This window comes from Microbacterium sp. UNCCL10 (assembly GCF_000746195.1).
Classification (GTDB): Bacteria; Actinomycetota; Actinomycetes; order Actinomycetales; family Microbacteriaceae; genus Microbacterium; species Microbacterium saccharophilum.
The window spans coordinates 150,915-164,342 of sequence record NZ_JQKT01000010.1 but is presented as its reverse complement, the minus strand read 5'-3'; the positions used below and the strand labels follow the sequence as shown (position 1 = coordinate 164,342).

The window sequence follows — 13,428 nt, the reverse complement described above, 5'->3', positions numbered from 1 at the left end:
CACGACGCTACCGGACAGCGTCACTTCAGCTGGGTGGCGCCCGCGCTGAGCACCGATAGCCACTCCTCCTCGAGGGCGTCGAGCGTGCCGTCCTCGCGCAGGGCGTCGACGGCAGCGGTCACGCGCTCGGTGAGCGGCGACTCGTTCGCGAGGAGGAGGCCCCACTGGTCGGGCACGCCGGCGGCGGGCAGCTCGCCGACGAGGAACGCGTTCTCGATGTAGAAGTTGGCCGCGACGTACGCGGTGGGCAGGTCGAGGACGAGGCCGTCGATCTGACCGGCCTCGAGCGCGGCGCGCGCATCCTCGTTGCTGTTGAAGAGCAGCTGCGGGGTGTTCGGCTCGATCGCCTCGTCGACGGTCGTCGCGCTCGTCGACCCCGCCATGGCGCCGAGCAGCAGCTCCTTCGCGCTCGCGAGGTCGGTCACGCCGTCGGCCTTGCCGCCCTTGATCGCGACGATGGCCTGGCTGGCCTCGTAGTACGGCGAGGAGAAGTCGACGGCCTTCTCGCGGTCCTCGGTGATGGTGTACTGCTGGATGTTGAAGTCGAAGTCCTTCGGGCCCGGTGCGATGGCCGACTCGAAGGTCGTGCGCACCCACACGACGTCCTCCTTCGCGAAGCCGAGCTCCTCCGCGACGGCGTAGGCGACCGCGGACTCGAAGCCCTCACCGGACTCCGGAGCGTTGTCGAAGACGTACGGCTCGTAGGCGGGCTCGCCCGTGCCGATCGTCAGCTTGCCGGGCGTGATGTAGCCCTCCTCGGCGGCGGGCGCGTCGGATGCCGTCGGCTCGGCGCCGCCGGAGGCGCAGCCGGAGACGAGCAGGGCGACGGCCGCGACGGACGCGACGAGGGCGGAACGCAGGACGGTGCGCGACATGGATGCCTCCGGGGATTCGGGTGCGGCCTCGCGCGTGCTGTGCTGCGACGACCGCCTGCATCCATCTTCGTCGCCCGTCGAGGATCCCGGGTCGCCGAGCGACGCTTTGTTACAGCAACTTCATGCGGTCAGCTCTTGCCGAGGTCGTCCAGCATCCGCCGCTGCTCGGGGGTGAGGCCGTCGCGCAGCTCCTCCCGCCCGATCGCCTCCTCGCGCGACGGCGCGGCCGGGGTCGCGGACGTCGCAGGACCGCGGATGCCCGCATGCGCGCGGTCGTACAGGCGGCCCGTGCGCGCTTCGAGGGCATCGTCGACGCGGTCGTAGACGATCCACGCGACGAGCAGCAACAGCGGCGGCACGAGCCAGCCCCAGAAGAAGCCGCCCACTTCGACGCCGGACGCGAGCACCACGAGGGCCCAGACGAGGAGCTCGACGACGAAGACGATGCCGTACTGCACGAGCTTCTCGCCGGTCCGCGTCCGCTGCCCGGCGGACTTCGCCGCAGAGCGCGTGAAGAACCGCGTGACGAGGGGCTTCAGCCAGATGGTCGCAGCCGTCAGGACGACGGCGGCCCACAGGGCCGCCCAGCCGACCTGCACCGACGGCAGCAGGAATCCGATCAGCAGCAGGACGAGCACGTTGAACACGTAGAGCGAGGCGAACCGCACGATCCAGGACTTCATGCCCCCAGCGTGCCACGCCGCGCCGGCCGGGACCACCGGCCCCCGCCGATCAGGCGAGGGAGACGAGCCGCGTCAGGTCGTCGTCCGGCAGCACGTCGGCGACGGCGCCCACCTGCATGGAGGCGATGTCGGCGCGGCCGGAGAGGACGTTGAGGAACGCCGTGTCCGAGGCGTCCCGCCCCGTCGCGATCCGGACGAGCGTCGACCGCGGCGCGAGGGTCGTCGCATCCACGGCGCGCCACGCCCCGTCGACCCAGCCCTCCGCGACGGCGTGGAAGTCCATCGGCGAGAGCCCGGGCGCGTAGACGGCGACCACGCGGGCGGGGATGCCGGAGGCGCGCAGCAGCGCGACGCACAGGTGAGCGTAGTCCCGGCAGACGCCCTGGCGGTTCAGCAGCGTCCGGATCGCGCCGTCGGTCGGGAGCGAGGAGCCGGACACGTAGGCGAGCTGTGTGCCGACCCACGCCGCGACCGACGTCAGAACGGATGCCGCGTCGGGCGCCGCGCTGAACTCCGCCGCCGCGGTGGGGGCGAGGGAGTCGGACTCGGCGTACCGGCTCGGCCGGCGGTAGATCAGCAGCTCCGTCTCGCCTGTCTGCAGCGGCGCGGCTTCCCCGTCGATCGACGCCGTGTAGCTCACGACGAGTTCGCCGGGGCCGCTGCGGATGCGGTGCAGGCGACCGCCGTGCGCGTCGGGGAGCTCGGACACGTCCACCGGCACCCCGTCCAGCGTCGCGGTGAACGACTCCGTCGCGCGGTACAGGCTGCTCACCGCGATGGCGAACACGAGGTCGGCCGTCTCGGTGACGGTCAGGACGATGCGGCTGGAGACATCCCTCTTCATCGGCCCAGCCTGACAGACGGATGCGTCACGCGGGTGACGCGCCGATGACGCTCATGCGGCGGGGCAGGGGTCAGTAGGACGCGCGCTCGTCGGTCGCGCCCGCGGAGCCGACCCACCGGGCCGCGAGCGCCTCGGATCCCCGTGCCAGCAGGGCGACGTCCGCTCCGACCAGGACGAAGGACGCGCCCGCGTCGAGGTAGCCCTGGGCGACGGCGGGATCGAAGGCGTTGACGCCGACCGGCTTCCCGGCCGCGCGTACGGCGTCGAACGTGCGGATGACCGCGGCGGTGACCTCCGGATGGGACTGCTGCCCGAGGAGCCCCATGGATGCGGCGAGGTCGGACGGTCCGACGAACACCCCATCGACGCCGTCCACGGCGGCGATCTCCCCGGCGGCCTCGACGGCCGCGGCGGTCTCGACCTGGACGAACAGCGACACGTAGGCGTCGGCGTTCTGCAGGTAGTCCTCGACACGGTTCCACCGCGCCGAGCGCGCGAGCGCCGAGCCGACGCCGCGGCGACCGCGTGGCGGATACCGGACGGCCGCGACCACGGCCTCGGCCTCGGCGGCCGAGGAGATCATCGGCACCAGGAGGTTCTGCGCACCGAGGTCGAGCACCTGCTTGATCGTGACGGTGTCGCCGGACGGCACGCGCACGAGGGGTGTCGTGGCGGAGGCGGCGATGGCCTGCAGCTGCGCGAGCGTGGACTCCAGCGCGTTGGGGGAGTGCTCCATGTCGATGAGCATCCAGTCCATCCCGGCGCCTGCGAGGATCTCGGCGACGAGCGGGGATCCCGAGCACGCCCATACCCCCGCGAGGGGGCGGGATGCCGTGGCGAGCGCGTCGCGGAAGGTCAGGGGAAGCGGCATGTGATGGTTCCCATCGGTCCGTAATCGCACAGCACGGTGTCGCCCGGGGAGACCCACATGGGCCGCGTGAACGACCCGGCGAGGATGATCTCCCCGGCCTCGAGCCGGTCGCCGTGCTGGTGCATCTTGTTGGCGAGCCACGCGACGCCGGTCGCGGGGTGGTTGAGCACGCCCGCGGCGACGCCGGTCTCCTCGATCGTCTCGTTGCGGTAGAGCAGGGCCGACACCCAGCGCAGGTCGATCTGGTCGGGGCGCATCGGGATGCCGCCGAGCACCATCCCGCCGTACGCGGCGTTGTCGCTGATCGTGTCGACGATCGTCCGGCCCTCGAGCTCGATGTGCGAGTTCAGCACCTCGAGCGCGGGGGTGACGTACTCCGTGGCGCGCAGCACGTCGAACACGGAGCAGTGCGGCCCCTCCAACGGCGCGTTCAGGACGAAGGCGAGCTCGACCTCGATGCGCACGTTCGAGAACGCGGAGTGCGGGATGACGGCGCCGCTCTGCCAGACCGTGTCGTCGAACATGACGCCGTAGTCGGGCTCGGTGATGCCGGTCGCCTGCTGCATGGCCTTGGAGGTCAGCCCGATCTTCCGGCCCACGAGGCGCCGGCCGTCGGCGATCATTCGGTCGCGCCAGACGCCCTGGATGGCGTACGAGTCCTCCACCGTGGCATCCGGGTACCGGGCAGTGATCCTCGGGATCACGCCGTGCGTGCGGTCGGCTTCGGCGAGCTCGTCGGCGATCGCCGCGATCGTGGCGGCATCCAGCATCCGTCCTCCTTCGTCGTGTCCAGGCTAGGGGTGGGGCGGGGTCAGAGCTGGTTGCCGAGCTTGTACTCGCCCTGCTTCCACTCCGGCATCGACGCCTCGCCCTCTTCGGGGCGCGTGTAGGAGAAGCCGTCGGCGCCGATCGTGACCGCCATCTCGGACGCGTCGGTGCGGGCGACGACCTCCTTCGGGTTGCCGTCGAGGTCCAGGACGAGCGAGGCCTCGGTGTACCAGGACGGCACGACGGGCGTGCCCCACCAGTCGCGGCGCTGGTTGTCGTGCACGTCCCACGTGACGACCGGGTTGTCCGGGTCGCCGGTGTAGTAGTCCTGCGTGTAGATCTCCACGCGGTGGCCGTCGGGGTCGCGCAGGTACAGGTAGAACGCGTTCGACACGCCGTGCCGGCCGGGGCCGCGCTCGATGCGGTCCGACATCCGGAGCGCGCCGAGCTTGTCGCAGATCGCGAGGATGTTGTGCTTCTCGTGGGTGGCGAATGCGACGTGGTGCATGCGGGGCCCGTCGCCGCCGGTCATGGCGGTGTCGTGCACGGTGGGCTTGCGGCGCATCCAGGCGGCGTAGACCGTGCCGCCCTCGTCCTGGATGTCCTCCGTCACGCGGAAGCCGAGGCTCTGCATGAAGTTGACGGCGCGGGGCACGTCCGGGGTCACCTGGTTGAAGTGGTCCAGGCGCACGAGCTCGCCGGGAGTGTGCAGGTCGTAGCGCCAGGACAGGCGCTCGACGTGCTCGGTCTGGAAGAAGAACTCGTACGGGAAGCCCAGCGGGTCCTCGACGCGCACGGAGTCGCCGATCCCCTTGGTGAAGCCGTCCGCACGGCGTTCGACGCGGCAGCCGAGCTCGGTGTAGAACGCGACCGCCTTGTCGAGGTCCTCCGGCGTGCGGACGCGGTACGAGAACGCGGCGACGGCGGCGACGGGGCCGGCGCGCAGCACGAGGTTGTGGTGGATGAACTCCTCCGTCGAGCGGAGGTAGACGGCATCCGCGTCCTCCTCGGTCACGTGCAGCCCCAGCACGTCGACGTAGAACGCACGGGAGACCGCGAGGTCGGTGACGACGAGCTCCATGTACGCGCAGCGCAGGATGTCCGGAGCCGGCGCGGTGGGCGTGGGGATGGGGTTGTCGCTGTGGATCGGCGCCTCCTGCGAGACGTAGAAGCCGGAGGAGGTCAGGGTGCGGTCATCGATGTGGGTCATGTCAGCGTCCTTGCTTGTGGGTCTGTCGTGGGGTGCGGGTCAGCGCGGGTCCGGGTCGTCGAGGTCCGGCTCGGCGGGAGCCGCCTGCTTGCCGAAGGTCGGGTTGTGCACGGCCCCGAGGGTGATGTGCACGGCCTGCTGGTCGGTGTAGAAGTCGATCGACCGGTAGCCGCCTTCGTGGCCGAGGCCGGAGGCCTTCACACCGCCGAAGGGGGTGCGGAGGTCGCGCACGTTGTTGGAGTTCAGCCACACCATCCCGGCCTCGATGTTCTGCGCGAAGTTGTGGGCGCGCTTGAGGTCGTTCGTCCAGACGTAGGCGGCGAGCCCGTACTTCGTGTTGTTCGCGAGTGCGAGGGCCTCCTCGTCGGTGTCGAACGGCGTGATCGCGACGACGGGGCCGAAGATCTCCTCCTGGAAGATGCGGGCATCGGGGGAGACGTCGGCGAACGCCGTCGGGGCGACGAAGTTGCCGAACTCGAAGCCCTCCGGCTGCCCGCCTCCGGCGATGAGCCGGCCCTCGGTCTTGCCGATCTCGACGTAGCCCATGACCTTCTCGAAGTGCTCCGGGTGCACGAGCGCACCGACCTCGGTCGCCGGGTCGTGGGGGTAGCCGACCTTGACGCGCTTCGCCTGCGCGCCATAGCGCTCGACGAACTCGTCGTACACGTCGCGCTGGACGAGGATGCGGCTGCCCGCCGTGCAGCGCTCGCCGTTGAGGGAGAAGACGCCGAAGATCGTGGCGTCCACGGCGGCGTCGAGGTCGGCGTCGGCGAAGACGATCGCCGGCGACTTCCCGCCGAGCTCCATCGACAGCCCCTTCAGGAACGGGGCGGCGTTGCCGAAGATGATCTGGCCGGTGCGGCTCTCGCCCGTGAAGGAGATGAGCGGCACGTCGGGGTGCTTCACGAGCGCGTCGCCGGCATCCTCGCCGAGACCGTGCACGAGGTTGAACACGCCCTGCGGGAGGCCCGCCTCCTCGAAGATCTCCGCCCACAGGGATGCCGACAGCGGCGTGAACTCGGCGGGCTTGAGGACGACGGTGTTCCCGGTCGCGAGTGCGGGGCCGAGCTTCCACGACTCCAGCATGAACGGGGTGTTCCACGGCGTGATGAGGCCCGCGACGCCGATCGGCTTGCGGTTGACGTAGTTGATCTGACGCCCGGGGACCTTGAACGTGTCGTCGGCCTGCGCGACGATCAGGTCGGCGAAGAAGCGGAAGTTCTCCGCCGCGCGCCGCGCCTGTCCGAGGGCCTGCGTGATGGGGAGGCCGGAGTCGAAGGACTCGAGCTCGGCGAGCCGCGCGTCGCGCGACTCGACGATGTCGGCGATCCGGTGCAGGATGCGGGAGCGTTCGCGGGGGAGCATCTTCGGCCACGGGCCGTCGGTGAAGGCGCGTCGGGCGGCGGCGACGGCGAGCTCGATGTCGGCCTTCTTGCCGGCCGCGGCCTGCACGTACACCTCGTTGGACACGGGCTCGAGCACGTCGAACGTGTCGCCGTCCACGGAGTCGACGAACTGCCCGTCGATGTAGTGCTGGATGCGCGCGGGCAGGTCGGCCGGGACGTGACGCCGGTCGAGGGCGGGGGCGGTGGTGTCGGTCATGGGGTTCCTCCAGGGACGGGGTCAGACGGCCGGGAGACCGAGGGTCTCGTCGGGGTGCTCGTGGATGAGGTAGGCGTCGAGGGTCGCCGAGCGGTGCCGGCGGGCGGCCTTCTCGATGTCGCCGAGGGGTGCGCCGTTCTCGATGAGCTGCAGGATGTTCTCGTGCTCGCGGACCGACTCCTGGGCGCGGCCGGGGACGAAGCTGAACGTGGAGTCGCGCAGGTGACCGAGGCGCGCCCACTCCGCCTCGACGAGCTCGAGCATGCGCGGGTTCGCGCACTTGGCGAACAGGACGGCGTGGAACTGCTGGTTCAGGGCGGTGAACGCGCGCGGATCGAAGTGCTCGAGCCGCTCGATCATGAGCTCGTTGATCTGCCGGGCGTTGCGGACGTCGTCGGAGGTCAGGCGACGCGACGCCAGCGCCGTCGCCGCGCCCTCCAGGATCGACAGGGCCTGCATGCTGAAGCGGTACTGCGAATCGTCCACCATCGACACGTGCGCGCCGACGTTCCGCTCGAAGGTCACGAGCCCCTCGGCCTCGAGCTGGCGGATCGCCTCCCGGACGGGCACGACGCTCATGCCGAGCTCGTTCGCGATCGTGCCGAGCACGAGACGGTAGCCGGGCGTGAACTCCTGTCCCGAGATGCGGGCACGGATCCAGTCGTAAGCGCGCTGCGACTTGCTCTGCGACGCCTGCGCCGTGTCGGTCATCGGGTCTGCTCCCGAGCCTCGAAGCGGGCCCGCCACTCCGCGTTCATCGGGAAGAGCCCGTTCACGGGGTGGCCGGCTGCGACCTGCTCCGCGATCCACGCGTCCTCCTCCTCCTGGGCGAGGGCCGCGTCGGCGACCTCCTCGGCCAGCGCGGGCGGGATGACGATGACGCCGTCGGCGTCGCCGACGATGATGTCGCCGGGCTGCACCGTCGTGCCGCCGCACGCGATCGTGACGTCGAGGTCCCACGGCACGTGCTTGCGTCCGAGGACCGCGGGGTGCGCACCGGCGGAGTACACCGGGATGCCGACGGCCGCGACGGCGTCGGCGTCGCGCACCCCGCCGTCGGTGACGATGCCGGCGGCGCGCTGCGCGTGCGCGCGGATCGCCAGGACGTCGCCGAGCGTGCCGGAGCCGGACTCGCCGCGCGCTTCGATGACGATGACCTCGCCCTCCTGCACGGCGTCGAACGCGCGCTTCTGCGCGTTGTAGCCGCCGCCGTGGCTGTCGAAGAGGTCTTCGCGGTTCGGGACGAACCGCAGGGTCTTCGCCGTGCCGACGATCTTCCGGTCGGGGTGGTTGCCGCGGACGCCGTCGATCGTGACGTTGTTCAGGCCCCGCTTGCGGAGCTGCTGCGACAGTCCTGCGACGGGCGTGCGCTCCAGCTTGTCCCGCAGTTCGGGGGAGAGGGCGGGCGCGGCCGCGGGCAGTCCCGCGGCGACGCGCGATCCCCACGCCTCTTCGCGCTGCGTGTCGTCGACGGCGGGGAGCGAGCCGAGGGCGGCGTCGAACGCGGCGCCCTCGCCCTGCGTCACGGTCGTCACGAGCCGCCCCGAGGTCGCGCCGGTCGCGGGGGAGTCCACCTCCACCTCGACGACGTCGCCCGGCACGATGACCGAGGACCCGGCCGGGGTGCCGGTGAGGATGACGTCGCCGGTCTCGAGCGTGAAGTGCTGGGAGAGGTCGGCGACGAACTGCGCGAGGGGGAAGATGAGCCCCGCCGTGTCGTCGTCCTGGACGAGGCGTCCGTTGACCCACGTGCGCACGCGGAGGCCGGCGGGATCGACGGTGCGCGCGTCGATGAGATCGGGACCGATCGGGGTGAACCCGTCGCCGCCCTTCGACCGCACGTTGGAGCCCTTGTCGTTCGCGCGCAGGTCGTACAGGCCCAGGTCGTTCGCGGCCGTGACCCAGGCCACGTGGTCCCACGCGTCGGCGAGCGACACCTGCCGGGCGGGTGCACCGATGACGAGCGCGATCTCGCCCTCGAAGGCGAGGAGCTCCGTTCCGGCGGGCCGCTCGATGGTCCCGCCGGTCGCGGCGACGGAGCTGGAGGCCTTGAAGAAATAGGACGGCGCCGCCGGGCGGCGACCGCGCTGGTCGGCGCGCGAGCTGTAGCTCAGGTGCACCGCGACGATCTTGCCCGGGCGGGCGGGGAGAGCGGCGAAACGGGGGTCCGCGGCATCCGTGCGGGTGTCGTTCTCGGTGGTCATGAGCTCCCTCGCTCTTGCGTCGTATCCGAAATCGTATATGATCGACACCATCGAGGCAAGCACGACTCGATCGCCCACACCAGACAACGTCGTCGACACTGACACAGGAGTCACCCGAAATGAGCGCAACCCCGTCCGTCCCCCGATCCGAGGGATTCACCCCGACCGGCACGATCGCCAGTCACGGCGACCGCCGTCGCGTCGTCTTCGCGACCGTCGTCGGCACGACCGTCGAGTGGTACGACTTCTTCCTGTACGCCTCCGCCGCGGGCCTCGTCTTCGGGGCGCTGTTCTTCGAGCCGGCCGGCAAGGAGTTCGGCCAGATCCTGTCGTTCCTCACGGTCGGCATCAGCTTCCTGTTCCGGCCGCTCGGCGCGTTCCTGGCCGGCCACCTCGGCGACCGCTACGGCCGCCGCCTCGTCCTCATGCTGACGCTCATCCTCATGGGCGTCGCGACGACCCTCGTGGGCCTCCTGCCCACGTATGCCGCGATCGGCATCGCCGCGCCGATCCTCCTCGTCTTCCTGCGCATCCTGCAGGGCATCTCGGCCGGTGGCGAGTGGGGCGGCGCCGTCCTGATGGCCGTCGAACACGCCCCGAAGAACAAGCGCAGCCTCTTCGGTGCGTCGCCGCAGCTCGGCGTGCCCCTCGGTCTGCTCCTCGCCAGCGGAATGCTCGGCCTCATGGCCCTCATCGCCCCGGGCGACGCCTTCCTCGAGTGGGGCTGGCGCGTGCCGTTCCTGCTGAGCTTCGTCCTCATCATCATCGGCTACTACGTGCGCCGGAAGGTCGAGGAGAGCCCCGTCTTCCTCGAGCTCGCCGAGCGCAAGGAGAAGAGCCGGATGCCGATCGTGCAGCTCTTCCGCAAGCACGCGCTGCTCGTGATCATCGCCGCCTTCGTCTTCGCGGGCAACAACGCCGCCGGCTACATGACGACCGGCGGATACATCCAGCGCTACTCCACCGACCCCGAGGGTCCGGTGGGCCTCGCGACCGCCGACGTCCTCGGCGCCGTGACCATCTCCGCGGTGTCGTGGCTCGTCTTCACGTGGCTCGCGGGCTGGATCGGCGACAAGATCGGCCGGCGCAACACGTACATCATCGGCTGGGTCCTGCAGCTCGTCGGCGTCATCGCGCTGTTCCCGCTCGTGAACACCGGCAGCATCGTCCTGCTCGCACTGGGCCTGGTCATCCTCACGGCCGGCCTCGGCTTCACCTACGGGCCGCAGGCGGCGCTGTACGCGGAGCTCTTCCCCGCCAGCATCCGCTTCTCCGGCGTCTCGATCTCGTACGCGATCGGCGCGATCCTCGGTGGCGCGTTCGCCCCCACGATCGCGACGGCGCTCGTGCAGGCGACCGGGACGACCACCTCGGTCACCTGGTACCTGGTCGGCATGACGCTGCTCGGGCTCATCGCGACGCTGCTGCTGCGGGACCGCAGCGGCATCCCGCTCGGCCCGGACCACGAGGAGGAGCAGGCGAAGAGCCCCATCTACGGGGTTTCCCACGCCTGATCCGCGGACGGATCGGAAGGACCGCGACGCGACCGGCGTCGCGGTCCTTCCGCGTCTCAGCCCTCGAGGGCCTCACGGATGGCGGCGGCCGAGCGGTGCAGGCGTGCCGCGATGTCGGCGGAGGCCGGAGCGCCGCCGACATGCACGACGGCGATCGCGGCGGGCCGGCTGCCGCCGCGCAGGCGCAGCGGCACCGAGACGGCCTGCACGGTCGGGATGACCTCGTCGTGACTCGTCGCGTAGCCGCGGATCGCAGCCTCCGCGATCTCGTCGCGCAGAGCGTCGCCCACCGCCACGACCGGCCAGTCGCGCGGCGGCAGGGCCGACAGGATCGCCTTGCTGGGGGCGCCGACGGTGATGGGATGCCGTGCGCCGGGGCGCTGCGCGACGGAGGCCACCGCGTGCCGCGGCTCGACGCTCGCAAGGGTGATGCACTCGTCGCGGTCGAGGATGGCGAGGAAGCACGTCATGCCGAGCTCGTTCGCGACGGCGGTGAGCTCGGGGAGGGCCTCGGACTGCAGGTCGGGCGCGACGCCGGCCGCGAGGGCCGCCATCCGCGCGCCGAGCGCGAGTCGTCCCGCGGAGTCGCGGGATACGAGGGCATGACCTTCGAGCGTCCGCACGAGGCGGTAGGCGATGGAGCGGTGGACGCCCATGAGCCGGGCGACCTCGTCGATCGTGAGCGGCTCGCGGGCGTCGGCGAGGATCTCCAGGATCCGGATGCCGCGGCTGAGGGTCTGGGACGCCGGGGCCTCGGTCGGCGGGCGGCGGTCGTCGGCCATCGGCATCCCTTCGCTCCCGCTCACCCTTGCGGGCGGGGAGGCGGTCGTATACGATCTGTTCAATAGTAGAACGGTGCGTTCGAATATAGAACACGCCGATCGAAACCACAACCCTCGACGACGCAGTCCGAGGAAAGGATCGACGACGATGCAGTTCCACCACCACGGGTACATCTCCGCGGACCCCCGCCACCTCCCCGCAGCCGGCACCGGCATCGACCGTCCCGCCGACCTGCCCGACGAGATCGACGTGCTCATCGTCGGTTCGGGCCCCGCCGGCATGCTCCTGGCAGCCCAGATGTCGCAGTACCCGACGGTCACCACGCGGCTCATCGAGCGCCGGGAGGGACGTCTCGCGATCGGCCAGGCCGACGGCATCCAGGCGCGGAGCGTCGAGACCTTCCAGGCGTTCGGGTTCGCCGAGCGGATCATCGCCGAGGCGTACCGGATCACCGAGATGAACTTCTGGGCGCCCGACGCCGCCGACCCGTCGAAGATCGTCCGTACGGCGCGCGCCGACGACGACCCGGCCGGCATCAGCGAGTTCCCCCACCTCATCGTCAACCAGGCGCGCGTGCTCGACTACTTCGCCGAGGTCGCCGTCGACTCCCCGGGACGCATCACGCCCGACTACGGCATCGAGTTCGTCGGTCTCACGGTCGGCGAGGGGGAGTTCCCCGTCGAGGTCGTCGTCCGCTACGTCGCCGGCGATCGGGCCGGCCAGGAGCGGACGGTCCGCGCCAAGTACGTCGTCGGCTGCGACGGCGCCCGCAGCCGGGTGCGCGAGGCGATCGGCCGCAAGCACATCGGCGGACAGTCGCAGCACGCGTGGGGCGTCATGGACGTCCTCGCCGTCACCGACTTCCCCGACATCCGCACGAAGTGCGCGATCACCTCACAGGCGGGCAGCATCCTGCACATCCCGCGCGAGGGCGGCTATCTCTTCCGCATGTACGTCGACCTGGGCGAGGTGCCGGAGGGGGACAACGGGCGCGTGCGCGCGACCCCGCTGGACACGATCATCGCGAAGGCGAACGACATCCTCTCGCCGTACACGCTCGACGTGAAGGACGTCGCGTGGTGGTCGGTGTACGAGGTCGGCCACCGCGTGACGGACAAGTTCGACGACGTCGAGCCCGGCGCCGACCACGCGCCGCACGTCTTCATCTGCGGCGACGCCTGCCACACCCACTCGGCCAAGGCGGGTCAGGGCATGAACGTGTCGATGCAGGACGGCTTCAACCTCGGCTGGAAGCTCGGCGCGGTGCTCACCGGCCGGGCGCCGGAGAAGCTGCTGGAGACGTACTCCGCCGAGCGGCAGGTCATCGCGCAGAACCTCATCGACTTCGACAAGGAGTGGTCGACCCTCATGGCCAAGAAGCCGGAGGAGTTCTCCAGCCCCGAGGAGCTCGCGGAGTTCTACACCTCCACCGCGGAGTTCCCCGCGGGTTTCATGACGCAGTACACGCCGTCGATGATCATCGGCGAGGCGTCGCAGCAGGACCTCGCGACCGGGTACCCGGTGGGCAAGCGGTTCAAGTCGCACGCCGTGGTCCGCATCGCCGACACCGTCCCGGCCCAGCTCGGGCACCATGCCCGCGCCGACGGGCGCTGGCGCATCTACGCCTTCGCCGACCGCGACGCCACCGCGCTGCGCTCATGGGCGGAGTGGATGGGCACGGCACCGGACTCGCCGCTGCAGACCTTCACGCCCGCCGGCACCGACCCGGACAGCGTGTTCGACGTGAAGGCGATCTACCAGCAGGACCACGCCGAGGTCGAGATGGGCGACATCCCGGCCGTCTTCCTGCCGCGGGTGGGGCCCTTCGAGCTCATCGACTACGAGAAGATCTACGCCGCAGACCCCCGCGACGACATCTTCGAGGCCCGCGGCATCGACCGGGGCGGGGCCGTGGTCGTCGTCCGCCCGGACCAGTATGTGGCGCACGTGCTGCCGCTGTCGGCGACGCAGGACCTGGCCGCGTTCTTCGCGCAGAACATGCTCCCCGCGCACGCTCCCGCGACGGTCTGACACCGCGCGCGCCGCGCTCGGCGGCGCGCGCCGGCGTCCCCGG

Annotated in this window: 12 protein-coding genes; 2 read left to right on the top strand and 10 right to left on the bottom strand. The window is 70.9% G+C overall.

What is annotated here, in order from left to right; all coding sequences use genetic code 11:
* Nucleotides 1-20: 20 nt before the first annotated feature.
* From BR85_RS12640 to BR85_RS12600, 9 genes are all read right to left on the bottom strand, one after another.
* Entirely contained in the window at nt 21-875 is an 855-nt protein-coding gene (locus BR85_RS12640; protein WP_028496862.1) for an ABC transporter substrate-binding protein, read from the bottom strand.
* Between the two features lie 128 nt (nt 876-1,003).
* Nucleotides 1,004-1,558, bottom strand: coding sequence for a hypothetical protein (locus tag BR85_RS12635; RefSeq protein ID WP_028496861.1), 555 nt, complete (start codon nt 1,556-1,558; stop codon nt 1,004-1,006).
* Nucleotides 1,559-1,607: 49 nt separating this feature from the next.
* On the bottom strand, nt 1,608-2,402 hold the full coding sequence (locus BR85_RS12630) for a transglutaminase-like domain-containing protein (RefSeq protein ID WP_028496860.1): 795 nt from the start codon (nt 2,400-2,402) through the stop codon (nt 1,608-1,610).
* A 70-nt stretch (nt 2,403-2,472) separates the two neighbouring features.
* Entirely contained in the window at nt 2,473-3,273 is an 801-nt protein-coding gene (locus BR85_RS12625) for an aldolase/citrate lyase family protein (RefSeq protein ID WP_028496859.1), read from the bottom strand.
* Nucleotides 3,258-4,043 carry a 2-oxo-hept-4-ene-1,7-dioate hydratase gene (hpaH, locus tag BR85_RS12620; RefSeq protein WP_028496858.1) on the bottom strand — a complete coding sequence of 262 codons (786 nt, stop codon included), beginning with the start codon at nt 4,041-4,043 and terminating at the stop codon, nt 3,258-3,260. The genes BR85_RS12625 and hpaH overlap by 16 nt, the downstream gene beginning before the upstream one ends.
* Before the next feature lie 41 nt (nt 4,044-4,084).
* Nucleotides 4,085-5,251: a 3,4-dihydroxyphenylacetate 2,3-dioxygenase gene (gene hpaD / locus BR85_RS12615; protein ID WP_028496857.1), complete on the bottom strand. Its 1,167-nt coding sequence runs from the start codon at nt 5,249-5,251 to the stop codon at nt 4,085-4,087.
* 39 nt (nt 5,252-5,290) lie between these two features.
* Entirely contained in the window at nt 5,291-6,853 is a 1,563-nt protein-coding gene (gene hpaE, locus BR85_RS12610) for a 5-carboxymethyl-2-hydroxymuconate semialdehyde dehydrogenase (RefSeq protein ID WP_028496856.1), read from the bottom strand.
* 21 nt (nt 6,854-6,874) lie between these two features.
* Nucleotides 6,875-7,564 carry a GntR family transcriptional regulator gene (locus BR85_RS12605; RefSeq protein WP_028496855.1) on the bottom strand — a complete coding sequence of 230 codons (690 nt, stop codon included), beginning with the start codon at nt 7,562-7,564 and terminating at the stop codon, nt 6,875-6,877.
* Nucleotides 7,561-9,057 (bottom strand): fumarylacetoacetate hydrolase family protein, encoded by a 1,497-nt coding sequence (locus BR85_RS12600; RefSeq protein WP_028496854.1) that lies wholly within the window; start codon nt 9,055-9,057, stop codon nt 7,561-7,563. Before BR85_RS12600 ends, BR85_RS12605 begins: the two co-directional genes overlap by 4 nt.
* Before the next feature lie 119 nt (nt 9,058-9,176).
* Here BR85_RS12600 and BR85_RS12595 point away from each other — a divergent pair, with 119 nt between their 5' ends.
* A complete protein-coding gene (locus tag BR85_RS12595; protein WP_028496853.1) occupies nt 9,177-10,571 on the top strand; it encodes an MFS transporter in 1,395 nt (464 codons plus the stop codon).
* A 56-nt stretch (nt 10,572-10,627) separates the two neighbouring features.
* On the opposite strand, the gene BR85_RS12590 is transcribed toward BR85_RS12595, so the two are convergent.
* Nucleotides 10,628-11,353 (bottom strand): IclR family transcriptional regulator, encoded by a 726-nt coding sequence (locus BR85_RS12590; protein ID WP_028496852.1) that lies wholly within the window; start codon nt 11,351-11,353, stop codon nt 10,628-10,630.
* Between the two features lie 148 nt (nt 11,354-11,501).
* Here BR85_RS12590 and BR85_RS12585 point away from each other — a divergent pair, with 148 nt between their 5' ends.
* Complete coding sequence (locus BR85_RS12585; RefSeq protein WP_028496851.1) at nt 11,502-13,385, top strand: FAD-binding monooxygenase; 1,884 nt, start codon at nt 11,502-11,504, stop codon at nt 13,383-13,385.
* Nucleotides 13,386-13,428 lie beyond the last annotated feature (43 nt).